20 protein-coding genes, 1 tRNA gene and 1 other RNA gene are annotated in these 26,786 nt (G+C 39.2%); 18 read left to right on the top strand and 4 right to left on the bottom strand.

Annotated elements, in window-relative coordinates:
• Positions 1 to 41: 41 nt before the first annotated feature.
• A complete protein-coding gene (sufB, locus tag OC529_RS05465) occupies positions 42 to 1,454 on the top strand; it encodes a Fe-S cluster assembly protein SufB (protein WP_000797047.1) in 1,413 nt (470 codons plus the stop codon).
• A gap of 188 nt (positions 1,455 to 1,642) precedes the next feature.
• Here sufB and pbp3 read toward each other — a convergent pair whose 3' ends face one another.
• Positions 1,643 to 2,884, bottom strand: coding sequence for a D-alanyl-D-alanine carboxypeptidase PBP3 (gene pbp3 / locus OC529_RS05460; RefSeq protein WP_262081677.1), 1,242 nt, complete (start codon positions 2,882 to 2,884; stop codon positions 1,643 to 1,645).
• Between the two features lie 102 nt (positions 2,885 to 2,986).
• On the opposite strand from pbp3, the gene cozE reads away from it, so the two are divergent.
• From cozE to OC529_RS05445, 3 genes are all read left to right on the top strand, one after another.
• Positions 2,987 to 4,096: a cell elongation protein CozE gene (gene cozE, locus OC529_RS05455; RefSeq protein WP_175880055.1), complete on the top strand. Its 1,110-nt coding sequence runs from the start codon at positions 2,987 to 2,989 to the stop codon at positions 4,094 to 4,096.
• Positions 4,097 to 4,637: 541 nt separating this feature from the next.
• Positions 4,638 to 4,985, top strand: a transfer-messenger RNA (tmRNA) gene (ssrA, locus tag OC529_RS05450).
• Positions 4,986 to 5,289: 304 nt separating this feature from the next.
• Positions 5,290 to 6,624 (top strand): Nramp family divalent metal transporter, encoded by a 1,335-nt coding sequence (locus tag OC529_RS05445; RefSeq protein WP_000094599.1) that lies wholly within the window; start codon positions 5,290 to 5,292, stop codon positions 6,622 to 6,624.
• 78 nt (positions 6,625 to 6,702) lie between these two features.
• Here OC529_RS05445 and OC529_RS05440 read toward each other — a convergent pair.
• Positions 6,703 to 6,790 (bottom strand) — tRNA-Ser (locus OC529_RS05440).
• A 161-nt stretch (positions 6,791 to 6,951) separates the two neighbouring features.
• Between OC529_RS05440 and OC529_RS05435 the strand changes: the two genes are divergently transcribed.
• The 4 genes from OC529_RS05435 (at position 6,952) to OC529_RS05420 (ending at position 12,941) form a co-directional block, all read left to right on the top strand.
• Positions 6,952 to 7,692, top strand: coding sequence for a DeoR/GlpR family DNA-binding transcription regulator (locus tag OC529_RS05435; RefSeq protein ID WP_000920656.1), 741 nt, complete (start codon positions 6,952 to 6,954; stop codon positions 7,690 to 7,692).
• A complete protein-coding gene (gene pfkB, locus OC529_RS05430) occupies positions 7,689 to 8,600 on the top strand; it encodes a 1-phosphofructokinase (RefSeq protein WP_262081676.1) in 912 nt (303 codons plus the stop codon). Before OC529_RS05435 ends, pfkB begins: the two co-directional genes overlap by 4 nt.
• Positions 8,597 to 10,549: a fructose-specific PTS transporter subunit EIIC gene (locus OC529_RS05425; RefSeq protein ID WP_261072565.1), complete on the top strand. Its 1,953-nt coding sequence runs from the start codon at positions 8,597 to 8,599 to the stop codon at positions 10,547 to 10,549. The genes pfkB and OC529_RS05425 overlap by 4 nt, the downstream gene beginning before the upstream one ends.
• Positions 10,550 to 10,637: 88 nt before the next feature.
• A complete protein-coding gene (locus OC529_RS05420) occupies positions 10,638 to 12,941 on the top strand; it encodes a DNA translocase FtsK (protein WP_316043902.1) in 2,304 nt (767 codons plus the stop codon).
• A 44-nt stretch (positions 12,942 to 12,985) separates the two neighbouring features.
• Here the strand turns inward: OC529_RS05420 and OC529_RS05415 are convergent, their stop codons facing one another.
• Complete coding sequence (locus OC529_RS05415; protein ID WP_262081674.1) at positions 12,986 to 13,423, bottom strand: DUF6556 family protein; 438 nt, start codon at positions 13,421 to 13,423, stop codon at positions 12,986 to 12,988.
• A gap of 138 nt (positions 13,424 to 13,561) precedes the next feature.
• Here OC529_RS05415 and OC529_RS05410 point away from each other — a divergent pair, with 138 nt between their 5' ends.
• The 10 genes from OC529_RS05410 to OC529_RS05365 all read left to right on the top strand — a co-directional run bounded on the left by OC529_RS05410 (position 13,562) and on the right by OC529_RS05365 (position 26,183).
• Positions 13,562 to 14,704: a cysteine desulfurase family protein gene (locus tag OC529_RS05410; protein WP_262081673.1), complete on the top strand. Its 1,143-nt coding sequence runs from the start codon at positions 13,562 to 13,564 to the stop codon at positions 14,702 to 14,704.
• 8 nt (positions 14,705 to 14,712) lie between these two features.
• Entirely contained in the window at positions 14,713 to 15,927 is a 1,215-nt protein-coding gene (gene thiI, locus OC529_RS05405) for a tRNA uracil 4-sulfurtransferase ThiI (RefSeq protein WP_262081672.1), read from the top strand.
• A 135-nt stretch (positions 15,928 to 16,062) separates the two neighbouring features.
• Entirely contained in the window at positions 16,063 to 16,887 is an 825-nt protein-coding gene (locus OC529_RS05400) for an alpha/beta hydrolase (RefSeq protein WP_031233572.1), read from the top strand.
• A gap of 21 nt (positions 16,888 to 16,908) precedes the next feature.
• Complete coding sequence (locus OC529_RS05395; RefSeq protein ID WP_084926616.1) at positions 16,909 to 17,649, top strand: esterase family protein; 741 nt, start codon at positions 16,909 to 16,911, stop codon at positions 17,647 to 17,649.
• A 12-nt stretch (positions 17,650 to 17,661) separates the two neighbouring features.
• The gene (locus OC529_RS05390; RefSeq protein WP_262081671.1) at positions 17,662 to 18,828 is read left to right on the top strand and encodes an acetyl-CoA carboxylase biotin carboxylase subunit family protein; all 1,167 of its coding nucleotides are present in this window, start codon (positions 17,662 to 17,664) and stop codon (positions 18,826 to 18,828) included.
• A gap of 355 nt (positions 18,829 to 19,183) precedes the next feature.
• The gene (locus OC529_RS05385) at positions 19,184 to 20,677 is read left to right on the top strand and encodes a class I SAM-dependent DNA methyltransferase (RefSeq protein WP_262081670.1); all 1,494 of its coding nucleotides are present in this window, start codon (positions 19,184 to 19,186) and stop codon (positions 20,675 to 20,677) included.
• 12 nt (positions 20,678 to 20,689) lie between these two features.
• Complete coding sequence (locus tag OC529_RS05380; RefSeq protein ID WP_001826543.1) at positions 20,690 to 21,232, top strand: restriction endonuclease subunit S; 543 nt, start codon at positions 20,690 to 20,692, stop codon at positions 21,230 to 21,232.
• Positions 21,229 to 22,332: a restriction endonuclease subunit S gene (locus OC529_RS05375; RefSeq protein ID WP_262081669.1), complete on the top strand. Its 1,104-nt coding sequence runs from the start codon at positions 21,229 to 21,231 to the stop codon at positions 22,330 to 22,332. Before OC529_RS05380 ends, OC529_RS05375 begins: the two co-directional genes overlap by 4 nt.
• Positions 22,333 to 22,361: 29 nt before the next feature.
• Entirely contained in the window at positions 22,362 to 25,712 is a 3,351-nt protein-coding gene (locus OC529_RS05370; RefSeq protein WP_262081668.1) for a DEAD/DEAH box helicase family protein, read from the top strand.
• 270 nt (positions 25,713 to 25,982) lie between these two features.
• A complete protein-coding gene (locus OC529_RS05365) occupies positions 25,983 to 26,183 on the top strand; it encodes a hypothetical protein (protein WP_262081667.1) in 201 nt (66 codons plus the stop codon).
• Between the two features lie 116 nt (positions 26,184 to 26,299).
• Here the strand turns inward: OC529_RS05365 and OC529_RS05360 are convergent, their stop codons facing one another.
• Positions 26,300 to 26,770 (bottom strand): arginine repressor, encoded by a 471-nt coding sequence (locus OC529_RS05360; RefSeq protein ID WP_173253394.1) that lies wholly within the window; start codon positions 26,768 to 26,770, stop codon positions 26,300 to 26,302.
• Positions 26,771 to 26,786: the final 16 nt, after the last annotated feature.

The following is a 26,786-nucleotide window of genomic DNA, read 5'->3' as shown; positions in this document are numbered from 1 at the left end:
CTTATGAATTAGTAGAAATGAAGAATGAAAGAAAGGATATTATGGCTGAAGAAAGAGTAGAACCAAAACCAATTGATCTTGGTGAATATAAATTTGGTTTCCATGATGATGTAGAGCCTGTCCTATCGACAGGAAAAGGATTGAACGAAGATGTCATTCGTGAACTATCAGCTGCCAAGGGAGAACCTGAGTGGATGTTAGAATTCCGTTTGAAGTCTTATGAAACCTTCAAAAAAATGCCCATGCAAACTTGGGGAGCAGACTTATCAGAGATTGATTTTGATGACTTGATTTATTACCAAAAACCATCTGATAAACCAGCTCGTTCTTGGGATGATGTGCCTGAAAAAATTAAAGAAACCTTTGAACGTATTGGGATTCCAGAAGCTGAGCGTGCTTATCTAGCTGGTGCCTCTGCCCAGTACGAGTCAGAAGTGGTTTACCACAACATGAAGGAAGAATTTGAGAAGTTAGGTATCATCTTTACAGATACGGATTCTGCCCTCAAGGAATACCCAGACTTGTTTAAACAATACTTCGCTAAGTTGGTACCGCCGACAGATAACAAGTTGGCTGCCCTTAACTCAGCAGTATGGTCAGGTGGAACCTTTATCTACGTACCAAAAGGTGTCAAGGTAGATATTCCACTTCAAACCTACTTCCGTATCAACAATGAAAATACTGGTCAGTTTGAACGTACTCTGATTATCGTTGATGAGGGAGCAAGTGTCCACTACGTAGAGGGCTGTACAGCGCCAACTTATTCAAGCAACAGCTTGCATGCTGCCATCGTAGAAATTTTTGCCTTGGATGGTGCTTATATGCGTTATACAACCATCCAAAACTGGTCTGATAACGTCTATAACTTGGTAACCAAACGTGCTAAAGCTCAAAAGGATGCTACTGTTGAGTGGATTGATGGTAACTTGGGTGCTAAAACAACCATGAAATATCCATCTGTTTACCTTGATGGAGAAGGGGCGCGTGGTACCATGCTTTCGATTGCCTTTGCCAATGCTGGGCAACACCAAGATACGGGTGCTAAGATGATCCACAATGCTCCACATACTAGCTCGTCTATTGTGTCTAAATCCATCGCTAAAGGCGGAGGAAAGGTTGACTACCGTGGACAGGTAACCTTTAACAAAAACTCTAAGAAGTCTGTTTCTCACATCGAGTGTGATACCATTATCATGGATGACTTGTCAGCATCAGATACCATTCCGTTTAATGAAATTCACAACTCGCAAGTAGCTTTGGAACACGAAGCTAAGGTATCTAAGATTTCTGAAGAACAACTCTATTATCTCATGAGCCGTGGATTGTCAGAATCTGAGGCAACTGAGATGATTGTCATGGGATTTGTAGAACCCTTTACAAAAGAACTTCCAATGGAATACGCCGTTGAGCTGAACCGTTTGATTAGCTATGAGATGGAAGGATCAGTTGGGTAAAATTTGATTTTATACTCTTCGAAAATCTCTTCAAACCACGTCAGCTTCGCCTTGCCGTACTCAAGTACTGTCTGCGGCTAGCTTCCTAGTTTGCTTTTTGATTTTCATTGAGTATTAGATTTACCCAAAATCAAGGACTTTGAAGATGAACTTGTAAGAAAAAATCGCGATTTTAAACCGCGATTTTTTTATAATTTCTCATTAACAAATCGGATAAACTGATTCCACCAAACTTTTAAGAAGAAGGCTTTTTCAATTTTCTTGTCTGCAACCATTTCGAAACTAGGGCGCTCTGTGGTGATGTAACCTTGACCAATCAAGTCCTTGTCTTCATAAGTCAAATGGCCAACCACTGTTCCAGCTTCAAGTGGTGCTGGGATTGCTTTGGAATCAGGTGTGAATTGAACAGATTGGGAAGATTGATTCCCAACACGTTCAATTAGATAGATATCCTCTGGAGCCACTGCAGTGACCGTATCTTCTTTTCCATCTTGTACAGGTGCTTTGCTATCTTGATAGGCATCGCCTTGCTGAACGATTTTGCGAAGTGTAAATGTAGAAGAAATATAATCCATTAGGGACGATGTAGTTGTAAACCGAGCGTAGGGATTATTGTCTTGATGGTCTGCATTTAAAACAACTGTGATAACCCTCATCCCTTTTTCGACAGTAGTACCAACAAAAGATTCTCCAGCTTTGTCTGTTGTTCCTGTTTTTAGCCCATCAAAACCACCACGGTAAGCAGGCATACCTTCTAACATGTAGTTGGTTGAAGTGATTGTCATCCCAGCAAAAGTAGAAGAAGGTTTTTTGGTGATTTCTAAGACTTGTGGGTATTTTTTGATGAGGTTGCGGGCAACGATGGCAACATCATAAGCACTGAGCTTATTTTCATCATCTTTATTAGATCCTGGGTAAATATTATCTCCTAGAGTCTCGTTGTTCAGACCAGTTGTATTGACAACCGTGGCATCTTTGATTCCCCATTCCAGGAGTTTGTCCCGCATCATATCAACAAAGTTTTTTTCAGAGCCAGCAATTTTCTCAGCTAGGGCAATAGCGGCGCTGTTGGCACTAGATACTAGAGTTGCTTCAAGTAACTCTTCGACAGTATAATTACGAGCCTCCATAGGAACATTACTGGCTTCAGAATTTGTCGTCAATTGATAAGGATAATCAGAAATATCTACAGGAGTGGAGAGGGTAATACTTCCCTTTTCCAGAGCTTCATAGACCAGATAAACAGTAATCAATTTTGTTATGGAAGCAATTTCGACAGGTTGCGTTGCATCCTTCTCATAGAGAATTTTACCAGTATTTGCCTCAACAGCAATGGCATGTTTTGCAGCAATATTAAAATCTTGAGCAGCAACAGTAGAAGCGCCTCCTAAAAGGGAGACAGTTAATAAAGTTAAAAATATTTTTTTCATAGTAGTCTTATTCTATCATAAAGAAAAAAAATATTCTTGCTTTAATAATTCATCCGTTAAGCTTTTTGAAAATATGGTAAAATAGAGTGAGGGAGGTAACTCATGTTTCGTAGAAATAAATTATTTTTTTGGACCACAGAAATTTTACTCTTAACCATCATCTTTTACCTATGGAGACAGATGGGGTCTTTGATTAACCCTTTTGTTAGCGTGCTTAATACAATTATGATTCCATTTTTATTAGGTGGCTTTCTTTATTATTTGACAAACCCTATTGTTACTTTCTTAAATAAAGTCTGTAAACTCAATCGTTTACTTGGTATTTTAATTACCTTGTGTGCTTTGGTCTGGGGAATGGTCATAGGTGTTGTCTATCTCTTACCTATTTTGATTAATCAGTTATCTAGTTTGATTATATCTAGTCAAACTATTTATAGTCGAGTACAAGACTTAATCATAGATTTATCTAATTACCCTGCGCTCCAGAATTTGGATGTAGAAGCTACAATTCAGCAACTAAACTTATCCTATGTTGATATTCTTCAAAATATCCTAAATAGCGTATCAAATAGTGTGGGGAGCGTCTTGTCAGCTCTTATCAGTACTGTTTTGATTTTGATTATGACTCCAGTTTTTTTGGTTTATTTCTTATTAGATGGACATAAATTCTTGCCCATGCTTGAAAGAACGATTCTAAAGAGGGATCGCTTGCATATTGCAGGTCTCTTAAAGAATTTAAATGCGACGATTGCTCGCTATATTAGTGGAGTTTCGATTGACGCAATCATTATAGGTTGTTTGGCTTATATTGGCTATAGTATTATTGGTTTAAAATATGCTTTAGTTTTTGCTATTTTTTCTGGTGTAGCCAATTTAATTCCTTATGTGGGGCCAAGTATTGGTTTGATTCCTATGATCATCGCAAATATATTCACTGATCCCCATAGACTGCTGATTGCAGTGATTTATATGCTTGTTGTTCAGCAGGTAGATGGCAATATCTTATATCCTCGAATCGTAGGAAGTGTTATGAAGGTTCATCCAATCACGATTTTGGTTTTACTTTTGTTGTCAAGCAATATCTATGGTGTCATTGGAATGATTGTCGCAGTGCCAACCTATTCTATCTTAAAAGAAATTTCTAAGTTCTTATCCCGTTTGTATGAAAATCATAAAATAATGAAAGAACGAGAAAGAGAATTAGCTAAGTAAAAGTCAGGAGAACCCTGATTTTTCTTTACTGGAAGTGGCCTTTAGATTAGAAGATTGAAAATAAGTTAAAGTCCTAAACTAATTTTCACAGCTAAAAATAGTAGAAGTTAATCTGATAAAAATCGAAAAAACCAGTGGAATTCCGTGTCAGGGTAAGTTCCACTGGTTTTCATAGTCTATTAAAGTTTGAATGAAACCTATTTATTTTAGTGAAACAAGTAAAAAGTAGTCCGGATAATATAAGGATTTATTTTATAGTTTTTAAACTCAAATGAATTGAAACAAAGAGAGTAGGAAAATTCTCATCTGAAAGTATTTTAGAATAATTTTCTTCGTGAATTTCTTCAAAACAGATAGCTTTATCTTAAGTATGTGTTGATTGGATTTCGTAAGCTCTATTCACAATTGTAAAGTTATGCACTGAGAAAGTTGTAGTTAGTCTCCCAGTTTGCTAAATTTCTCGAATAGTATCTTTTGTAGTTAGTTGATTTCCTTTTTGCATTTTTGTGTTAGATAAGGTATAATGGTTTTACTGTCTTTTGGGGTCGTTACGGATTCGACAGGCATTATGAGGCATATTTTGCGACTCGTGTGGCGACGTAAACGCTCAGTTAAATATAACTGCAAAAAATAACACTTCTTACGCTCTAGCTGCCTAAAAACCAGCAGGCGTGACCCGATTTGGATTGCTCGTGTTCAATGACAGGTCTTATTATTAGCGAGATACGATTGAGTCTTGTCTAGCGGCTTGATAAGAGATTGATAGACTCGCAGTTTCTAGGCTTGAGTTATGTGTCGAGGGACTGTTAAACTAATACATAACCTATGGTTGTAGACAAATATGTTGGCAGGTGTTTGGACGTGGGTTCGACTCCCACCGGCTCCATTATTCCTTTGCATTCTTTTGCATTCCTTGGTAAAACGTTGTTAAATCAACGTTTTTTGTTTTTGTCTTTGGTATTCTTTTGCAAAAAAGAATACAACATTTTGTTGTATCCTAAATATTAAATCAAGTCCTGAATTTTCTTAAGTTTTTATCATATTTTCTGTTATAATTAAGGTGCCTTAAGAAAAATAATGAAAAAACTAAATGTTTTTCATATAGTTTTCATTGTTTTAATAGTTTAAAGTCAATCTTATTTTTCTCTAATAGAAAATAATGAAAAAGTAGGTTTAGAAAGAGGTAAGTATCTATGTCTTCTCATAAAAAAGTGTCACTCTCTGAGATTAATCAATCTATCGATACTCCAAATAACAATCATTTCTGGCAAAATTTAAAGGCCTTCTTGGGTCCAGGTGCCCTTGTCGCAGTTGGTTATATGGATCCAGGAAACTGGATAACCAGTGTGGTTGGAGGTGCATCCTATAAGTATAGTCTCTTGTTTGTTATCTTGATTTCATCTCTCATTGCCATGCAACTTCAGCAGATGGCAGGAAAGCTTGGTATTGTAACCCAGATGGACCTGGCTCAAGCAACGGCTCATCATTCACCTAAATGGCTTCGTTATAGTCTATGGGTGATTTTAGAATTAGCCTTGATGGCGACAGATCTGGCAGAAGTTCTAGGTTCAGCGATTGCTCTCAATCTTCTCTTTAAGATTCCGATTATGATAGCAATTCTCTTGACCGTGTTGGATGTTTTTCTCTTATTGCTTCTGATGAAATTTGGCTTTAAGAAGATTGAAGCTATTGTGACAACACTGATTTTAACCATTCTAGCAATTTTTACCTATCTGGTAGCTTTGTCACATCCAAGCTTCCAAGGAATCGTTGAGGGTTATTTACCCAATTCGACCTTATTTGAGAGTCCTTTGCCAGGTCATGAAAGTCAATTAACTTTAGCTCTGGGGATTGTAGGTGCGACGGTTATGCCTCATAACCTCTATTTGCATTCTTCCTTGTCTCAAACTCGGAAAATCAATCACAAGGACAAGGATGATGTTCGAAAAGCGGTGCGCTTTATGACCTGGGATTCAAATCTCCAATTATCCTTGGCCTTTGTGGTTAACTCCCTTCTATTAATTCTCGGGGCGGCTCTCTTTTTCGGCCATGCATCTGAGATTTCTGCCTTCTCTCAAATGTATAATGCCTTGCAGGATTCTACTATTGCAGGAGCTATAGCTAGCTCGACCTTATCAACCTTGTTTGCCTTGGCTTTATTAGCCAGTGGTCAAAATTCGACAATTACGGGTACCTTGACTGGACAAATCGTTATGGAAGGTTTCTTGCATATGAGATTACCTCAATGGTTCATTCGTTTGGCAACTCGTCTCTTTGCCTTGTTGCCTGTCATGATTGTAGCGGTTCTGTTTGGTCATCAGGAAAAAACATTAGATCAGTTATTGGTTTATTCACAAGTCTTTCTTTCGATTGCTCTTCCATTTTCAATCTTCCCACTGATTTATCTAACTTCTAAGAAATCACTGATGGGAGAATTTACCAATGCCAAATGGAATACCATCCTTGGCTATATCGTTTCCATTATCTTAACAATTCTCAATGTGAAATTGTTATTTGATATTTTCTAAGAAATTCACCCGAGTTATAAAACAAGCATATAAGAAAAAAGATACCCAAGATTTCTTGGGTATCTTTTTTAAAACAAACGGAAGACATGGGATTCGAACCCACGCACGCTGTTACACGCCTACCGCGTTTCCAACACGGTCTCTTAAGCCTCTTGAGTAATCTTCCAATACCTACTCAAATAGTCTACCATAAAGGCTCTTATCTTGCAATAAAAATTCTGAAAATAAGAAAAATGATAGATTTTGAAAGAAAATGACAAAAAGTGCTTGACTTTGAAAGAAAGTGTGATAGAATGAATAGTGTAAACGATAACAGGAGGTGATTCGGTGTTAAAAACAGAGCGTAAGCAGCTGATTTTAGAGGAGTTAAATCAACATCATGTAGTTTCTCTAGAAAAATTAGTTAGTTTGCTAGAAACGTCAGAATCAACGGTTCGAAGAGACTTGGATGAGTTGGAAGCAGAAAACAAGCTTCGTCGCGTGCATGGTGGAGCAGAACTCCCCCATTCCTTACAGGAAGAAGAAACCATTCAAGAAAAATCTGTCAAAAACCTTCAAGAGAAGAAGTTGCTTGCTCAGAAGGCAGCCTCTCTGATTAAGGAACAAGATGTCATCTTTATCGATGCTGGAACAACGACAGCCTTTTTGATTCATGAATTGGTTAATAAGAATGTCACAGTTGTGACCAACTCTATTCACCATGCAGCTCAGTTGGTTGAAAAGCAGATTCCGACTGTCATGGTTGGAGGAAGCGTCAAGACAGCGACGGATGCTAGTATCGGGGGCGTTGCTCTTAACCAGATTAACCAATTACACTTTGACCGTGCCTTTATCGGAATGAATGGTGTGGACGATGGCTATTATACGACTCCTGATATGGAAGAGGGAGCTGTGAAACGAGCTATTTTGGAGAATGCCAAACAGACATATGTCTTGGTGGATTCATCAAAAATTGGACAAACTTGCTTTGCCAAGGTAGCACCACTCAAAAGAGCAATTGTTATCACAAGTCAAGGGCATGAGCTCTTGCAGACAATTAAGGAAAAAACGGAGGTAATAGAAGTATGATTTATACAGTCACACTCAATCCATCCATTGACTATATCGTGCGCTTGGATCAAGTCCAAGTCGGTAGTGTCAATCGTATGGACAGTGATGATAAGTTTGCTGGTGGGAAAGGAATCAATGTCAGTCGTGTCTTGAAACGCTTGGATATTCCTAATACTGCGACTGGATTTATCGGAGGTTTTACTGGTAAATTTATCACAGATACTCTGGCAGAGGAAGAAATCGAGACACGTTTTGTCCAAGTGGCAGAAGATACTCGTATCAATGTCAAGATTAAAGTAGACCAAGAAACAGAAATCAACGGAACGGGCCCAAATGTTGAACCGGATCAGTTAGAAGAATTGAAAGCTATTTTGTCTAGTTTGACTGAAGAAGATACAGTGGTGTTTGCTGGTTCAAGTGCTAAAAATCTAGGCAATGTTATCTACAAGGATTTGATTGCCTTGACGCGTCAGACGGGTGCGCAAGTGGTTTGCGATTTTGAAGGACAGACCTTAATTGATAGTTTGGATAACCAGCCACTTTTGGTCAAACCAAACAATCATGAACTGGGAGCTATCTTTGGAGTTGAACTCGAAAGTTTAGAGCAAATTGAGAAATATGCTCGTGAGTTACTGGCTAAAGGTGCTCAAAACGTCATTATCTCTATGGCTGGGGATGGTGCCCTTCTGGTAACATCTGAGGGATCATATTTTGCTAAACCAATCAAGGGAACAGTGAAAAATTCAGTTGGGGCTGGTGATTCTATGGTCGCTGGATTTACAGGTGAATTTGTCAAATCAAAAGATGCAGTAGAAGCCTTCAAATGGGGAGTGGCTTGCGGAACGGCAACTACCTTCTCAGATGACTTGGCAACGGCAGAATTTATTAAAGAAACATATGAAAAAGTTGAGGTAGAAAAACGATGAAAATTCAAGACTTATTGAGAAAAGATGTCATGTTGCTGGATTTGCAGGCAACTGAAAAAACAGCTGTCATCGACGAGATGATTAAAAGCTTGACAGATCACGGTTATGTAACAGATTTTGAAACCTTTAAAGAAGGCATTTTGGCGCGTGAAGCTTTGACTTCTACTGGTTTAGGAGACGGTATCGCAATGCCTCACAGCAAAAACGCTGCTGTCAAAGAAGCGACTGTTCTCTTTGCTAAGTCAAACAAGGGAGTTGACTACGAGAGCTTGGATGGACAAGCAACTGACCTCTTCTTTATGATTGCGGCTCCAGAAGGTGCCAATGATACTCACTTGGCAGCCTTGGCAGAATTGTCTCAATACTTGATGAAAGATGGTTTCGCTGACAAACTTCGTCAAGCAACATCAGCTGACCAGGTTATCGAACTTTTTGACAAAGCTTCAGAAAAAACTGAAGAGCCTGTTCAAGCACCTGCCAATGAATCTGGTGACTTTATCGTGGCTGTTACAGCTTGTACGACAGGTATTGCCCACACTTACATGGCTCAAGAAGCTCTTCAAAAAGTGGCTGCTGAAATGGGTGTTGGAATTAAGGTCGAAACCAACGGTGCTAGTGGTGTTGGTAACCAACTAACTGCGGAAGACATTCGTAAGGCTAAAGCTGTTATCATCGCAGCAGACAAAGCAGTTGAAATGGATCGTTTTGATGGCAAACCATTGATCAATCGTCCAGTTGCTGACGGTATCCGTAAGACGGAAGAATTGATTAACTTGGCTCTTTCAGGAGATGCTGAAGTCTACAATGCCGCTAATGGTGCAAAAGCTGCAACAGCCTCTAACGAAAAACAAAGCCTTGGTGGTGCCTTCTACAAACACTTGATGAGTGGTGTATCTCAAATGTTACCATTCGTTATCGGTGGTGGTATCATGATTGCCCTTGCCTTCTTGATTGACGGTGCTTTGGGTGTGCCAAATGAAAACCTTGGCAATCTTGGTTCTTACCATGAGTTAGCTTCTATGTTCATGAAAATTGGTGGTGCAGCCTTTGGCTTGATGCTTCCAGTCTTTGCAGGTTATGTTGCCTACTCTATCGCTGAAAAACCAGGTTTGGTAGCAGGTTTCGTGGCTGGTGCTATTGCTAAAGAAGGTTTTGCCTTTGGTAAAATTCCTTATGCTGCAGGTGGTGAAGCAACTTCAACTCTTGCAGGTGTCTCATCTGGTTTCCTAGGTGCCCTTGTTGGTGGATTTATCGCAGGTGCTTTGGTTCTTGCTATCAAGAAATATGTCAAAGTTCCTCGTTCACTTGAAGGTGCTAAGTCAATCCTTCTCTTGCCACTTCTTGGAACAATCTTGACTGGATTTGTCATGCTAGCTGTTAACATCCCAATGGCAGCAATCAACACTGCTATGAATGACTTCCTAGGCGGTCTTGGAGGAGGTTCAGCTGTCCTTCTTGGTATCGTCCTTGGTGGAATGATGGCTGTTGACATGGGTGGACCAGTTAACAAAGCGGCTTATGTCTTTGGTACAGGTACGCTTGCAGCTACTGTTTCTTCAGGTGGTTCTGTAGCCATGGCAGCAGTTATGGCTGGAGGAATGGTGCCACCACTTGCTATCTTTGTCGCAACTCTTCTTTTCAAAGATAAATTTACTAAGGAAGAACGCAACTCTGGTTTAACAAACATCATCATGGGCTTGTCATTTATCACTGAGGGAGCAATTCCATTTGGTGCCGCTGACCCAGCTCGTGCGATCCCAAGTTTCATCCTTGGTTCAGCAGTAGCAGGTGGCCTCGTTGGTCTTACTGGTATCAAACTCATGGCGCCACACGGAGGAATCTTCGTAATTGCCCTTACTTCAAATGCTCTCCTTTACCTCGTTTCTGTCTTAGTAGGAGCAATCGTAAGTGGTGTGGTCTATGGTTACCTACGCAAACCACAAGCATAAAACTTAGATAGAAAATGAAAAGATTGGACCGTTTGGTGCAGTCTTTTTCTCTTTCCGAAATGCCTGTGAAATATGGTATAATAGAAGAATGGCAAACAAGAATACAAGTAAAACAAGACGGAGACCGTCTAAAGCAGAACTCGAAAGAAAAGAAGCGATTCAACGAATGTTGATTTCGTTGGGAATCGCCCTTTTATTGATTTTCGCAGCCTTTAAATTAGGGGCTGCAGGTATAACCCTGTACAATTTAATTCGCTTGCTGGTGGGGAGCCTAGCATATCTAGCAATATTTGGTATTCTGCTCTACCTCTTCTTTTTCAAGTGGATACGAAAACAGGAAGGGCTCCTATTAGGCTTTTTCACCATATTTGCTGGCTTGCTCTTGATTTTTGAGACCTATTTGGTTTGGAAATATGGTTTGGACAAGTCGGTATTAAAAGGGACCATGGCTCAGGTTGTGACGGATTTGACTGCTTTTCGAACGACCAGTTTTGCTGGAGGTGGCTTGATTGGAGTCGCTCTTTATATTCCAATCGCCTTTCTCTTTTCAAATATCGGTACTTACTTTATTGGTTCTATCTTGATTTTAGCTGGATCCCTCCTAGTCAGTCCTTGGTCTGTTTACGATATTGCTGAATTTTGCAGTAAAAACTTTGCCAAATGGCGGGAAGGACATGAGCGTCGAAAAGAGGAACGCTTTGTCAAACAAGAAGAAAAAGCTCGTCAAAAGGCTGAGGAAGAGGCTAGATTAGAACAAGAAAAGGCTGAAAAAGCCTTACTTGATTTTCCTCCTGTTGATATGGAAACGGGTGAAATTCTGACAGAAGGTGTTGTGCTTGATGTTCCACCTATTCCAGAAGAAGATTGGATTGAACCAGAAATCATCCTGCCTCAAGCTGAACTTGAATTCCCTGAACAGGAAGATGGCTATGATGATGAAGATGTTCAGGTCGATTTTTCAGCCAAGGAAGCCCTTGAATACAAACTTCCAAGCTTACAACTCTTTGCCCCAGATAAACCAAAGGACCAGTCTAAAGAGAAGAAAATCGTCCGAGAAAATATCAAAATCCTAGAAGAAACCTTTGCTAGCTTTGGTATCAAGGTAACAGTTGAACGGGCTGAAATTGGGCCATCAGTGACCAAGTATGAAGTCAAGCCAGCAGTTGGTGTACGGGTCAACCGCATTTCCAATCTAGCAGATGACCTCGCTCTAGCCTTGGCAGCTAAGGATGTCCGAATCGAAGCCCCTATTCCTGGGAAATCACTAGTTGGAATCGAAGTACCTAACTCTGAGATTGCCACTGTATCTTTCCGCGAACTGTGGGAACAATCTCAAACGAAAGCGGAAAATCTCTTGGAAATTCCTCTAGGAAAGGCGGTTAATGGCACCGCAAGAGCTTTTGACCTTTCTAAAATGCCCCACTTGCTAGTCGCAGGTTCAACGGGTTCAGGGAAGTCAGTAGCTGTTAATGGCATTATTGCTAGCATTCTCATGAAGGCGAGACCAGACCAGGTCAAGTTTATGATGGTGGACCCTAAGATGGTTGAGTTGTCTGTTTACAATGACATTCCCCATCTCTTGATTCCAGTTGTGACCAATCCACGTAAGGCTAGCAAGGCCCTGCAAAAGGTTGTGGATGAAATGGAAAACCGTTATGAACTCTTTGCCAAGGTAGGAGTCCGTAATATTGCAGGCTTTAATGCCAAGGTAGAAGAGTTTAATGCCCAGTCTGAATACAAGCAGATTCCGCTACCTCTCATTGTCGTGATTGTGGATGAGTTGGCTGACCTTATGATGGTAGCCAGCAAGGAAGTAGAAGATGCTATCATCCGTCTTGGACAGAAAGCGCGTGCTGCAGGTATCCACATGATTCTTGCAACCCAGCGTCCATCCGTTGATGTCATCTCTGGTCTGATCAAGGCCAATGTCCCATCTCGAGTGGCTTTTGCGGTATCATCAGGTATAGACTCGCGCACCATCTTGGATGAAAATGGAGCTGAGAAACTGCTTGGACGTGGAGATATGCTCTTTAAACCAATCGATGAAAATCATCCAGTTCGTCTGCAAGGATCCTTTATCTCGGATGATGATGTTGAACGCATCGTAAACTTCATCAAGGCTCAGGCGGATGCAGACTACGATGAGAGTTTTGATCCAGGTGAGGTTTCTGAAAATGATGGAGAATTTTCAGATGGTGAATCTGGTGGTGATCCGCTCTTTGAAGAAGCCAAGGCTTTGGTTATCGAGACGCAGAAAGCCAGTGCGTCTATGATTCAGCGTCGTTTGTCAGTTGGATTTAACCGTGCGACCCGCCTCATGGAAGAGCTTGAGATGGCAGGTGTCATCGGTCCAGCTGAAGGTACCAAACCAAGAAAAGTATTGCAACAATAAAAAAATAGCTTCTTTCCAAGTTTGGAGGGAAGCTATTTTAGTGATTATTGATTAGTTTTATTTTCCGAAGTTGGTGTATTATTGGACTGTTTTTCATTTTCAGTAGCAGGTTTACTTGGATCAGGAGCAGGAGTAGAAGAATCCTGAGTTGATGTTTTCTGCTCTTCTTTTTTCTCTTCCTTGACGCTGGCTTTTGGTGTTTCCTCTTGCTGTGTTTTTTCTTGAGAAGTCTTATTTTCCTTATTGGGACTAGTGTTTTCCTTAGGGGATTCTTTTTGAATTTCTTTGACAATGGTTGTCGTCTGGGTTGTCGTAGGTTCTTTTTTAGTATTTTTGTTATTATCCAAGGCGTTCATGATAGTGATACTTGCGGTAATTAAGCCAAGGATACTAGCGATAGTCGCAACGATTTTTTGAAAGACTGTAAAGCCTTTTTTGATGTGTTCTGTTTTTGGTTTTGAAGTTCTACGATAATTAGACATACATTCTCTCCTTTAATTAAAATTTATTATACCGCATTTCTTTAAAAAAATCTTAAAAAAAGAGGAATTGCCCTTTCTTGTCGCAGGCTCCGTTTCATGATACAATAGAAGGAGTGATTTTAGAAAGCGTGAGAAAACATGATTTACTTTGATAATTCGGCGACGACCAAGCCCTATCCTGAAGCCCTTGAAACCTATATGCAGGTGGCTTCAAAAATTTTAGGAAATCCATCTAGTCTCCATCGTTTGGGAGACCAGGCAACACGAATCTTAGATGCTTCTCGGCAACAGATTGCAGATTTAATTGGTAAGAAAAGCGATGAGATTTTCTTTACTTCTGGTGGAACAGAAGGGGATAACTGGGTTATCAAGGGAGTAGCATTTGAAAAAGCCCAGTTTGGTAAGCACATCATCGTATCAGCCATTGAACATCCAGCAGTCAAAGAATCAGCTCTTTGGTTGAAATCTCAAGGTTTTGAAGTGGATTTTGCTCCAGTAGATGAGAAAGGATTTGTGGATGTTGAGGCGCTAGCAGATTTGATAAGACCTGATACGATCCTCGTTTCCATCATGGCAGTTAACAATGAAATTGGCTCGATTCAACCTATTCAAGCTATTTCAGAACTGTTGGCAGATAAGCCGACTATTTCCTTCCATGTTGATGCGGTTCAATCACTTGCTAAGATTCCAACTGAAAAGTATCTGACAGAACGAGTGGATTTCGCGACTTTCTCTGGTCACAAGTTCCACGGAGTTCGTGGTGTTGGTTTTGTCTATATCAAGTTTGGCAAGAAGATTACGCCACTGTTGACTGGTGGTGGTCAGGAAGGTGATTACCGTTCGACAACTGAAAATGTGGCAGGAATTGCAGCGACAGCCAAAGCTCTCCGTTTATCTATGGAAAAGCTAGATATCTTTAGGAGCAAGACTGGCCAGATGAAGGCAGTGATTCGCCAAGCTCTTCTGGACTATCCAGAGATTTTTGTCTTTTCAGATGAAGAAGACTTTGCACCTCATATTCTGACTTTTGGAATCAAAGGTGTTCGAGGTGAAGTCATCGTTCACGCTTTTGAAGACTATGATATTTTCATCTCAACGACCTCTGCTTGTTCGTCCAAGGCAGGGAAACCTGCAGGTACCTTGATTGCCATGGGAGCGGACAAGGATAAGGCCCAGTCAGCTGTGCGTCTTAGTCTAGACCTTGAAAATGATATGAGTCAGGTCGAGCAGTTTTTGACCAAGTTAAAATTGATTTACAATCAAACTAGAAAAGTAAGATAGGAGCATTCATGCAGTATTCAGAAATTATGATTCGCTACGGAGAGTTGTCAACCAAGGGTAAAAATCGTATGCGTTTCATCAATAAACTTCGCAATAATATTTCAGACGTTTTGTCTATCTATCCCCAAGTTAAGGTAACGGCAGATCGTGACCGCGCCCACGCTTACCTCAATGGAGCAGATTACACGGCAGTTGCAGAATCACTCAAACAAGTATTTGGGATTCAAAACTTTTCCCCTGTTTATAAGATTGAAAAATCTGTAGAAGTTTTGAAGTCTGCTGTCCAAGAGATTATGCAGGACATCTACAAGGAAGGTATGACCTTTAAGATTTCTAGCAAGCGTAGCGACCACAACTTTGAGTTGGATAGTCGTCAACTCAATCAAACACTTGGAGGAGCTGTTTTCGAAGCCATTCCAAATGTGCAAGCTCGAATGAAAAGTCCTGACATCAATCTTCAGGTGGAAATCCGTGAAGAAGCAGCCTATCTTTCTTATGAAACCATTCGTGGGGCTGGTGGTTTGCCAGTTGGAACTTCAGGTAAAGGGATGCTTATGTTGTCAGGAGGGATTGATTCACCTGTAGCTGGTTATCTAGCTTTGAAACGTGGGGTGGATATTGAGGCTGTTCACTTTGCTAGTCCACCATATACTAGTCCCGGTGCCCTTAAAAAAGCCCAAGATTTGACTCGTAAATTGACCAAGTTTGGAGGCAATATCCAGTTTATCGAAGTACCTTTCACAGAGATTCAAGAAGAAATCAAAGCCAAAGCGCCAGAAGCTTACCTTATGACCTTGACGCGTCGTTTTATGATGCGTATTACTGACCGTATTCGTGAGGTACGAAATGGTTTGGTCATTATCAATGGGGAAAGTCTAGGTCAAGTAGCCAGCCAAACCCTTGAAAGTATGCAGGCTATCAATGCTGTTACCAACACTCCCATCATTCGTCCAGTTGTGACCATGGACAAGTTGGAAATCATTGATATTGCACAAGAAATTGATACCTTTGACATTTCAATCCAACCGTTTGAGGACTGCTGTACGATTTTTGCACCTGACCGTCCAAAAACAAATCCTAAGATTAAGAATGCGGAGCAGTACGAAGCGCGTATGGATGTTGAAGGCTTGGTTGAGCGAGCAGTGGCTGGAATTATGATTACTGAGATCACACCGCAGGCTGAAAAAGATGAAGTCGATGACTTGATTGACAATCTGCTCTAATCAGAAAATCCAAAAGAATTTAGAACATTAAATGAAAAAGTTAGTTTTTAATCCAAAAATGGAAGAAAAACTGACTTTTTTTCTTAAACTGTGATATAATAAGAATAAATTTTGAATATAGAGAGTTTTCTGACAATGAATCAATCCTACTTTTATCTAAAAATGAAAGAACACAAACTCAAGGTTCCTTATACAGGTAAGGAGCGCCGTGTGCGTGTTCTTCTGCCTAAAGATTATGAGAAAGACACGAATCGTTCCTATCCTGTTGTTTACTTTCATGATGGGCAAAATGTTTTTTATAGCAAAGAGTCTTTCATTGGTCATTCATGGAAGATTATCCCAGCTATTAAGCGTAATCCTGATATCAGTCGCATGATTGTCGTTGCTATTGACAATGATGGTATGGGGCGGATGAATGAGTATGCGGCTTGGAAGTTCCAAGAATCTCCTATCCCAGGGCAGCAGTTTGGCGGTAAGGGTGTGGAGTATGCCGAGTTTGTCATGGAGGTAGTCAAACCTTTTATCGATGAGACCTATCGTACAAAAGCAGACCGCCAGCATACGGCTATGATTGGTTCCTCACTAGGCGGCAATATTACCCAGTTTATCGGTTTGGAATACCAAGACCAAATTGGTTGCCTGGGCGTCTTTTCATCTGCAAACTGGCTCCACCAAGAAGCCTTTAACCGCTATATCGAGCGTCAGCAACTATCGCCTGACCAGCGTATCTTTATCTATGTAGGAACAGAAGAAGCAGATGATACAGACAAGACCTTGATGGCCGGCAATATCAAACAAGCCTATATCGACTCGTCGCTTCGCTATTACCATGATTTGATAGCAGGGGGAGTACATCTGGATAATCTTGTGCTGAAGGTTCAGTCTGGTGCCATCCATAGTGAAATCCCTTGGTCAGAAAATCTACCAGATTGTCTGAGATTTTTTGCAGAAAAATGGTAAGTTAAGAAAGGAAAAAACGAAATGCATATTGAACATCTTAGCCACTGGAGTGGCCATCTCAACCGTGAAATGTACCTCAACCGTTATGGACATGCTGGTATTCCAGTTGTGGTCTTTGCTTCATCAGGTGGTAGTCACAATGAATACTATGATTTTGGCATGATTGATGCCTGTGCCTCTTTTATCGAGGAAGGCCGTGTTCAGTTCTTTACCCTATCCAGTGTAGACAGTGAGAGCTGGTTGGCCACTTGGAAAAACGGTCACGACCAAGCGGAGATGCATCGTGTCTATGAGCGCTATGTGATTGAGGAGGCCATTCCTTTTATCAAGCACAAGACAGGTTGGTTTGATGGCATGATGACGACAGGTTGCTCCATGGGCGCCTACCATGCACTCAATTTCTTCCTCCAGCATCCAGATGTCTTTACCAAGGTGATAGCTCTTAGTGGTGTTTACGACGCACGTTTCTTTGTCGGCGATTACTACAATGACGATGCTATTTACCAAAACTCGCCAGTAGATTATATCTGGAATCAGAACGACGGCTGGTTTATTGACCGTTATCGTCAGGCAGAGATTGTGCTGTGTACGGGTCTTGGTGCCTGGGAACAAGATGGCTTGCCATCCTTCTACAAGCTTAAAGAAGCCTTTGACCAGAAACAAATTCCAGCCTGGTTTGCTGAATGGGGACATGATGTCGCCCACGACTGGGAATGGTGGCGTAAACAAATGCCTTATTTCCTCGGCAATCTCTATTTATAAAAGGAGTTACCTATGAATTACCTTGTTATTTCTCCCTACTATCCACAAAACTTTCAACAGTTTACCATAGAACTAGCCAATAAAGGCATAACCGTCTTGGGAATTGGTCAAGAGCCTTACGAGCAATTGGATGAGCCCTTACGCAATAGCTTGACCGAGTATTTTCGTGTTGATAATCTTGAGAACATAGACGAAGTCAAACGTGCAGTTGCTTTTCTCTTTTATAAACACGGCCCAATTGACCGCATTGAATCCCACAATGAATATTGGCTAGAGTTGGACGCAAGTCTTCGTGAGCAATTCAATGTTTTTGGTGCTAAACCAGAGGATCTCAAAAAGACGAAATTTAAGTCTGAAATGAAGAAATTTTTCAAAAAAGCAGGTGTCCCTGTGGTTCCTGGAGCTGTTATCAAGACGGAAGCAGATGTTGATCAAGCTGTGAACGAAATCGGTCTTCCAATGATTGCCAAACCTGACAATGGAGTGGGAGCGGCCGCCACCTTTAAACTTGAGACAGAAGACGATATCAATCACTTCAAGCAAGAATGGGACCATTCAACCCTTTATTTCTTTGAAAAATTTGTCACTTCCAGCGAAATCTGTACCTTTGACGGGCTCGTGGATAAGGATGGAAAGATTGTCTTCTCAACAACCTTTGACTACGCCTATACACCGCTTGATCTCATGATTTACAAGATGGACAATTCTTATTACGTTCTCAAGGATATGGATCCTAAATTACGTAAATATGGTGAGGCAATTGTCAAAGAATTTGGTATGAAAGAACGTTTTTTCCATATTGAGTTCTTCCGTGAAGGGGATGATTACATTGCCATCGAGTACAATAACCGTCCTGCAGGTGGTTTCACTATCGATGTTTATAATTTTGCTCATTCCTTGGATCTCTATCGTGGATATGCAGCCATTGTCGCAGGAGAAGAGTTCCCAGTGTCAGAGTTTGAGCCGCAGTATTGTTTGGCTACATCTCGCCGTGCAAATGTTCACTATGTCTATTCTGAGGAGGATTTGCTTGCCAAATATAGCCAGCAGTTCAAGGTTAAAAAAATCATGCCAGCTGCCTTTGCGGAACTTCAAGGAGATTACCTTTATATGCTGACAACTCCGAGTCGACAAGAAATGGATCAGATGATTAAGGACTTTGGTCAGCGTCAGGCTTAAGAGACTATCGGATTAAGGAAATTTACTCCCTTAATCCTTTTGTTTTATCTGGTAAAAAATAAGAGCATCCTAACAAGGTAGCTATCATAAAACCTGTTCGATAATTATTTGAAGCAGGATTAGGTGGTCGGAAATTGAATTTTAACATTTCAATTGAGTCATAGTATTGTGCTTTCGTATCCTTAAATCAGCTAAAAGGATCCATGACGACACCTATACGATATAGTTTTCAAGATACTAAACAAGTCTATTAAAATATTCAGGTGACGCATAGATATAGTTAATTGAAGCTTTGTTTGAAATCTGATAAAATAATGATATTACTAAGTTTTAAAAACTAAAGAAAAGGGAAGATATGATTACAGGCGAATTAAAAAATAAAATCGATCAGTTGTGGGAAATTCTTTGGACAGAAGGAAATGCAAATCCTTTAACAAATATTGAACAGTTGACTTATCTCTTATTTATGAAAGATTTGGATAGTGTCGAGCTTGGACGTGAAAGTGATGCTGAATTTTTAGGGATTCCTTATGAGGGAGTTTTTCCAAAAGATAAACCTGAATACCGTTGGTCAACTTTTAAAAATATAGGAGATGCTCAGGAAGTTTATCGTTTAATGACTCAGGAGATTTTTCCGTTTATTAAAAATCTCAAGGGGGATACAGATGATACAGCCTTTTCACGATATATGCGAGAAGCTATTTTTCAAATAAATAAACCTGCTACGCTTCAAAAGGCAATTTCTATCTTAGATGTTTTTCCAACTAGGGGATTAGATGTAGATTTTGATAATGACAAACAAAGTATTACTGATATCGGAGATATCTATGAATATCTGTTATCAAAATTGTCGACCGCAGGTAAAAATGGACAGTTCCGTACACCTCGTCACATCATCGATATGATGGTTGAGTTGATGCAACCGACCATTAAAGATATCATCTCAGATCCCGCTATGGGTTCTGCTGGCTTCTTAGTATCTGCTAGCCGTTACTTAAAGCGTAAGAAAGATGAATGGGAAACCAATACAGATAATATCAATCATTTTCATAATCAGATGTTTCATGGAAATGATACGGATACGACTATGTTGAGACTTGGGGCGATGAACATGATGCTACATGGAGTAGAAAATCCACAAATCAGTTACCTTGACTCGCTGTCTCAAGATAATGAAGAAGCCGATAAATATACTTTGGTTTTAGCAAATCCTCCTTTTAAGGGCTCACTTGACTACAATTCAACCTCTAATGACCTTCTTGCAACCGTAAAAACCAAAAAAACAGAATTACTCTTTCTTTCTCTTTTCTTGCGAACTTTAAAACCAGGTGGACGAGCAGCAGTTATCGTACCTGATGGTGTCCTTTTTGGTTCGTCGAAAGCTCATAAAGGAATTCGTCAGGAAATTGTAGAGAACCATAAGCTTGATGCTGTAATCTCAATTCCTAGTGGTGTTTTCAAGCCTTATGCTGGAGTTTCAACTGCCATTCTCATCTTTACAAAAACTGGCAATGGTGGTACTGACAAGGTCTGGTTTTACGATATGAAAGCGGATGGTTTAAGTTTGGATGATAAGCGACAACCGATTAGCGACAATGATATTCCAGATATTATCGAACGCTTTCATCATCTTGAAAAAGAAGCAGAACGTCAGAGAACGGATCAATCTTTCTTTGTTCCAGTTGATGAGATAAAGGAAAATGATTATGATTTGTCTATCAATAAATATAAAGAGATTGAGTATGAAAAAGTTGAGTATGAACCAACAGAAGTCATCTTAAAGAAAATCAATGATTTAGAAAAAGAAATTCAAGCTGGCTTGGCTGAATTAGAAAAATTACTCAAGTAGGGAGGTGGCTGTATGAAAAAAGTGAAGTTGGGGGAAGTCTTATCTCTAAAAAAAGGCAAGAAAGCCACTGTACTTGCTGAACAAACAACTCTAAGCCAACGTTATATTCAAATAGATGATTTAAGAAATAATAATAATTTAAAATTCACTGAAAGTTTAAATATGACTGAAGCACTTCCAGATGATATTCTGATAGCATGGGATGGTGCTAATGCAGGAACAGTTGGCTATGGGTTATCGGGAGCTGTTGGTAGTACAATTACGGTCTTAAAAAAGAATGAGCGATACAAAGAAAAAATTATATCAGATTACTTGGGAGTCTTTTTGGAAAGTAAATCGCAGTATTTACGAGATCATTCAACAGGTGCAACAATTCCTCATTTAAACAAGAATATATTACTTGATTTACAATTAGAATTGCTAGGTATCGAAGAACAAGAGAACATTATTTGTATTCTTAATACGATTAAAAGGCTTATTACTAAAAGAAAATTGCAGTTAGATGAACTAAACTTGCTCGTCAAATCCCGATATTCCGAGGAGGTGGTTGCATGACAATCATTTTTTTACAGAATATATTTGAAAAATCTATAAATGGTGAATGGGGTAATGAAGATAGTGGCAAAGGAGAGGCGACAGCAGTAATTAGAACCTCAAATTTTCTAAATTCTGGAAGACTAAATCTAGATAATATTGTATGTCGTGAAATTGATAAAGATAAAAACAGCGACAAAATTCTACGAACTGGTGATATTATAATTGAAAAATCAGGAGGTAGTCCAAATCAACCGGTTGGACGTGTTGTATATTTTGATGTTACAGATCAAGATTATTTCACAAATAACTTTACTAGTATTTTAAGAGTTAAACCAGGATATAATTCTAAATATATATTTTATTTAATGAAGTATCTTTATGACACAAAGAAGGTGTTAAAATTTCAAAATCAAACAACTGGAATTATTAATTTAAAGTTAGCTGACTATTTAAATAAAACCAAAGTTAATATTGAAACTATAGAAAATCAAAATACAATAGTAGATATATTGGATAGGTTAGAGTATCAAATAATAAATAGAAATAAGCAGCTTAGTGAACTCTCAAACCTTGTAAAATCCCGATTTAACGAGATGTTTGGGGATCCTTTAAATAATAACAAGAAATTTGCAGTAAAAACGGGACAACAGTGTTTTAAATTTTCAAGTGGAAAATTTCTTGATAAACATGATAGAGTTTTTGAAGGTTATCCTGCCTATGGTGGAAATGGCATTGCTTGGAAAAGTCGAAAATATTTAATTGATAATCCTACTATCATCATTGGTCGTGTAGGTGCATATTGTGGTAATGTAAGAACTACCTACGGTAAGGTATGGATAAGTGATAATGCTATATATATAAAAGAATTTAAGAATTCCGATTTTAATCTTGTATTTTTATTAGAATTAATGAAAGTAATTGATTTTAGTAAATTTGCTGATTTCTCAGGTCAACCAAAGATAACTCAAAAACCATTAGAAAATCAGAAATATATTCTCCCCCCTCTTTCCCTCCAAAATGAGTTCGCAGACTTTGTAGCCCAGGTCGACAAATCACAATTTGCTTGTGAGATAGCTATAAAAGTGTGGAGAAATAGCTTGAAATTTAGTATAATATAGCTAAACTATTTGTTTAAAGTGAGAAAAAAATGGGAAATTTTAGCTTTCTTTTAAAAAATGACGAATATGAATCTTTTTCAAAACCTTGCATTGAAGCTGAGAATATGATTGCTACATCAACTGTGGCTACTGCCTTTATGGCGCGTCGTGCTTTAGAGCAGGCTGTCCATTGGATATATAGTCACGATTCATATTTAGAAGCTCCCTATCGTGCTACTCTATCTTCTTTAGTATGGGATGATGATTTTAGGGATATCGTAGATTCTGAACTCCACAAGCAGATAGTTCTGTTGATTCGGTGGGGAAACCATGCTGCTCATGGTGGTGAAATTAAGGAACGAGAAGCGATTTTAGCTTTGCATCATTTGTATCAGTTTGTTAATTTTATCGATTATTGTTACAGCAATGAGTTTGTGGAGCGTTATTTTGATGAGAAGTGCTTACCACTTTCAGCAAACATCAAATACCGAGAAACTCCACAATCTATGATAAAGTTACAAGACAGTTTACCAGAACTGCCTGATTTTCATGAACAGATGGCTGCTCAGTCCGTAGAAGTTCAAGAGACTTATACTGAAAAACGTGAGACTGCAGCGCAACGGCAAGATGTGCCTTTCCATATTGATCAATTATCTGAGGCAGAGACAAGAAAGCTCTTTATTGATATCGATCTCCGTTTAGCAGGATGGATATTTGAAGAAAACTGTCGTGTTGAGATAGCCGTTGATGGTCTCAAGCACGGTTCAGGAATTGGTTATTGTGACTATGTACTTTATGGTAAAAATGGGAAAATTTTAGCGATTGTGGAGGCTAAAAAAGCCTCTGTCAATCCAGAAGTAGGGGAAGTACAGGTCAAAGAATATGCTGAAGCTCTGGAGAAACATATCGGCTATCAGCCAATTTGTTTTATTACAAATGGGTTGAAGCACTATATACTTGATGGTCCGAACCGCCGCCAGATTGCAGGCTTTTACTCTCAAGAAGAGTTGCAATTAGTGATGGATAGACGTCATCTTCAAAAACCACTTGAGGATATTTCTAGTAAAATTAGGGACGATATTTCCGGGCGTCACTACCAAAAACATGCGATTGCAAGCGTTTGTGAAGCTTTCTCTAATCATCGTAGACAGGCACTTTTGGTTATGGCAACTGGGGCTGGGAAAACTCGTACAGCAGTTTCTCTAGTTGATATCTTATCACGTCATAACTGGGTGAAAAACGTTCTCTTCTTAGCCGATAGAACTTCCTTGGTTAAGCAAGCATATGATTCGTTTAGAAAATTACTCCCGGATCTTTCCGTTTGTAACTTCTTAGAAGATAAAGAAGGAGCTCAATCAAGTCGCATGGTCTTTTCAACTTATCCGACCATGATTGGAGCGATTAGTGGTCAAGAAGAAGTAAATCAACGCCCTTTCACTGTTGGGCATTTTGACCTTATCATAATTGACGAATCTCACCGTTCTATTTATCAGAAATACAAGTCCATTTTTGATTATTTTGATGCAAGGATTGTAGGCTTAACAGCTACTCCGCGTCAAGATTTAGATAAAAACACCTATGGATTCTTTAATTTGGAGAATGGGGTTCCAACATATGCATATGATTTGGAAGAGGCTGTTAAAGACGGATATTTAGTAGCCTATCATTCTATCGAAACCAAACTGAAACTACCTACGGATGGTCTACATTATGATGATTTGTCTGAAGAAGAAAAGGAACATTTTGATAGCAAATTTGAAGACGATAGCTGTGAAAAAGATATTGATGGGAGTGTGTTTAATTCCTTTATTTTCAATAAAAGTACAGTAGAAATTGTTTTAAATGAACTCATGACAAGAGGAATTCAGACAGCCTCGGGTGACGAAATTGGTAAAACTATTATTTTTGCTAAAAATCATGATCATGCGGAATATATCAGAGGTATTTTTTACAACCGCTATCCTGAAAAAGGGAGCGATTATGCTCAGGTAATTGATTATAGTATTAAGCATTATCAGACCGTGATTGATGATTTTAAAATTAAGGAGAAGTATCCTCAAATTGCGATTTCTGTCGATATGTTAGATACAGGTATTGATGTACCAGAGGTTGTTAATTTAGTCTTCTTCAAGAAAGTACGCTCTAAAACTAAGTTTTGGCAGATGATTGGTCGAGGAACCCGTCTATGTAAAGATTTATTTGGACCTGAGCAGGATAAGGAAAACTTCTTGGTATTTGATTATGGGGACAATTTTGATTATTTTCGTGCAGATCCAAGAGATGGAGAGGGTCGTCACATTGTTTCGCTGACTCAGCGTTTATTTAATATCAAAGTGGACTTGATTCGAGAACTTCAGGGACTCCAATACCAAGAAGATCAGTTTGCGAGAGCATACCGTCAGGAGCTTGTTTCAGAACTTCAAGGTCGTATAGAGAGCTTAAATGAGTTGGACTTCAGGGTTCGTATGGTTTTAGATACAGTTTATAGCTATAGGAAATTGGAAAGTTGGCAGAATCTAACTGCTGTTACAAGTGAAACCATTCAAAACAATCTCTCTCCGCTTTTATTTGATGAAGATAAAGAAGATGAGATGGCGAGGAGATTTGATTTGTGCTTACTTCATATTCAGTTGGGGCAACTGACAGCTAAATCTTCCACTGTTCATATTTCCCAAGTGATGAAGACGGCTAGAGCTCTTTCTGCTATTGGTAATATTCCGCAGGTTTTTGAGCAGGCTGAAATTATCAGGAAAGTACAGGAGCCTGAATTTTGGAAAGAAGTTAGCTTGTCTGATTTGGAAAAAATTCGTCTTGCTATTCGAGATTTATTACAGTTTTTGGATAAAACAGACCGTAAACCCTACTATGTTAACTTTGAAGATCGTATACTCTCTACTGTTCACGAGACCACAGCATTTTTGCAGGTCAACGATCTTCGATCTTATAATGAAAAAGTTGAGCATTATTTGAAAACTCATCTGGATGAGGAGTCCATTTCTAAGCTATACCATAATAAAAAGTTGACATCTGATGATATGCTTGCACTTGAAAAATTGCTCTGGGAAAAATTAGGTAGTAAAGCAGACTACCAACATCATTATGAAAATAAGGCAATTCCGAGATTGGTGCGTGAGATTATTGGCTTAGATAGAAAGTCTGCTAATCGTATTTTTTCTAAATTTTTGTCGGATGAGAATCTTAATGCTAGGCAGATTTCATTTGTGAAATTGATTGTAGACTACATTGTAGAAAATGGTTGCTTAGAGATGAAAGTGTTAACGCAAGAGCCGTTTAAATCTCATGGATCTGTTCAGCTACTCTTTCAACACCAACTACCAGTACTTCGTAATATTGTTCAAACCATTGAACTTATCAATAATCGAGCTGGAGAAGTGGCTTAAATTCTAAAGTGATTGCCATGCTGAGACTCATTTAAAATTAAAAAGAGTAGAAATTTATGTTATATATGAGAAGTTTTATTAGGAAGAATGTCATCGTTTTCCTAGAATACAGTATCAGTTGTTAAGTGGCTGATAAATTTCAAAGTAGATACTTGTACCACGATGTTTGTTGATCGAGTTATTAACAAAAGAGCTACTTTGATTTTAAAGAAATAGAAAACAAAAAGCCGAGCAAGAATTCAATTGCAGGAGAAAATGAAGTAATACTCAGTGAAAATCAAAGAGCAAACTAGGAAACTAGCTGCAGGCTGCTTAAAACACTGTTTTGAGGTTGTAGATAAGACTGACGAAGTCAGCTCAAAACACTGTTTTGAGGTTGTAGATAAGACTGACGAAGTCAGTAACCATACCCACGGCAAGGCGATGTTGACGGAGATTGAAGAGATTTTCGAAGAGTATAAATCTTCCTAGGATAAAGCAAAACGCATAGTATCAAGGGTTTTCAACACTTGATACTATGCGTTTTCTGATGTTAAAGACTTTCTACCAGGTTTTTTTAAAGCATAATTGTTAGTTGTAGTCATTTATTATTCTTCAAAGAAAAATGGTGGGGCGAATTTTTTCAGTTCTTCAAAGCACTTTTGAGCAGCATCTGTATCTTCACAGATGATAAGGCAAACATCATCACCACAAAGGGTTGCGATAATATATTGGAAATCAAGAGCATCAATAATTGTCGCGAACGATTGTGCTAGACCAGGAAGAGTTTTGAGTAGGACTTGGTGCTGAATAGGTCGCAACATGATGAGGGCATCTTCCATATAGTTTTCCAAACGTTTTTCCCATTTTGAGATGGAACCATTATTAAGAACATAATAAGCGTTATCTTCTTCGCGGACTTTTGACAGGTTCATATTTTTGATGTCGCGTGAGAGAGTTGCCTGGGTAACTTGAATGTCGTTATCAGCAAGAAGGGCTTGCAACTCAGCCTGTGTATGAATCTTGTTTTTTGCAACAAGAGCGCGTATGAGTTGGTGGCGGTGTTCAGATTTATTCATAATAATTTAACTCCTT

The organism is Streptococcus sp. Marseille-Q5855 (assembly GCF_946901985.1).
GTDB lineage: Bacteria > Bacillota > Bacilli > Lactobacillales > Streptococcaceae > Streptococcus.
This window is presented reverse-complemented; position numbering and strand designations above follow the sequence as displayed.

Excerpts from the sequence above, each read along its gene's own strand:
- sufB (WP_000797047.1), top strand. The coding sequence starts at position 42 with ATGGCTGAAGAAAGAGTAGAACCAAAACCAATTGATCTTGGTGAATAT.
- pbp3 (WP_262081677.1), bottom strand. The coding sequence starts at position 2,884 with ATGAAAAAAATATTTTTAACTTTATTAACTGTCTCCCTTTTAGGAGGC.
- cozE (WP_175880055.1), top strand. The coding sequence starts at position 2,987 with ATGTTTCGTAGAAATAAATTATTTTTTTGGACCACAGAAATTTTACTC.
- OC529_RS05445 (WP_000094599.1), top strand. The coding sequence starts at position 5,290 with ATGTCTTCTCATAAAAAAGTGTCACTCTCTGAGATTAATCAATCTATC.
- pfkB (WP_262081676.1), top strand. The coding sequence starts at position 7,689 with ATGATTTATACAGTCACACTCAATCCATCCATTGACTATATCGTGCGC.
- OC529_RS05425 (WP_261072565.1), top strand. The coding sequence starts at position 8,597 with ATGAAAATTCAAGACTTATTGAGAAAAGATGTCATGTTGCTGGATTTG.
- OC529_RS05420 (WP_316043902.1), top strand. The coding sequence starts at position 10,638 with ATGGCAAACAAGAATACAAGTAAAACAAGACGGAGACCGTCTAAAGCA.
- OC529_RS05415 (WP_262081674.1), bottom strand. The coding sequence starts at position 13,423 with ATGTCTAATTATCGTAGAACTTCAAAACCAAAAACAGAACACATCAAA.
- OC529_RS05410 (WP_262081673.1), top strand. The coding sequence starts at position 13,562 with ATGATTTACTTTGATAATTCGGCGACGACCAAGCCCTATCCTGAAGCC.
- thiI (WP_262081672.1), top strand. The coding sequence starts at position 14,713 with ATGCAGTATTCAGAAATTATGATTCGCTACGGAGAGTTGTCAACCAAG.
- OC529_RS05400 (WP_031233572.1), top strand. The coding sequence starts at position 16,063 with ATGAATCAATCCTACTTTTATCTAAAAATGAAAGAACACAAACTCAAG.
- OC529_RS05395 (WP_084926616.1), top strand. The coding sequence starts at position 16,909 with ATGCATATTGAACATCTTAGCCACTGGAGTGGCCATCTCAACCGTGAA.
- OC529_RS05390 (WP_262081671.1), top strand. The coding sequence starts at position 17,662 with ATGAATTACCTTGTTATTTCTCCCTACTATCCACAAAACTTTCAACAG.
- OC529_RS05385 (WP_262081670.1), top strand. The coding sequence starts at position 19,184 with ATGATTACAGGCGAATTAAAAAATAAAATCGATCAGTTGTGGGAAATT.
- OC529_RS05380 (WP_001826543.1), top strand. The coding sequence starts at position 20,690 with ATGAAAAAAGTGAAGTTGGGGGAAGTCTTATCTCTAAAAAAAGGCAAG.
- OC529_RS05375 (WP_262081669.1), top strand. The coding sequence starts at position 21,229 with ATGACAATCATTTTTTTACAGAATATATTTGAAAAATCTATAAATGGT.
- OC529_RS05370 (WP_262081668.1), top strand. The coding sequence starts at position 22,362 with ATGGGAAATTTTAGCTTTCTTTTAAAAAATGACGAATATGAATCTTTT.
- OC529_RS05360 (WP_173253394.1), bottom strand. The coding sequence starts at position 26,770 with ATGAATAAATCTGAACACCGCCACCAACTCATACGCGCTCTTGTTGCA.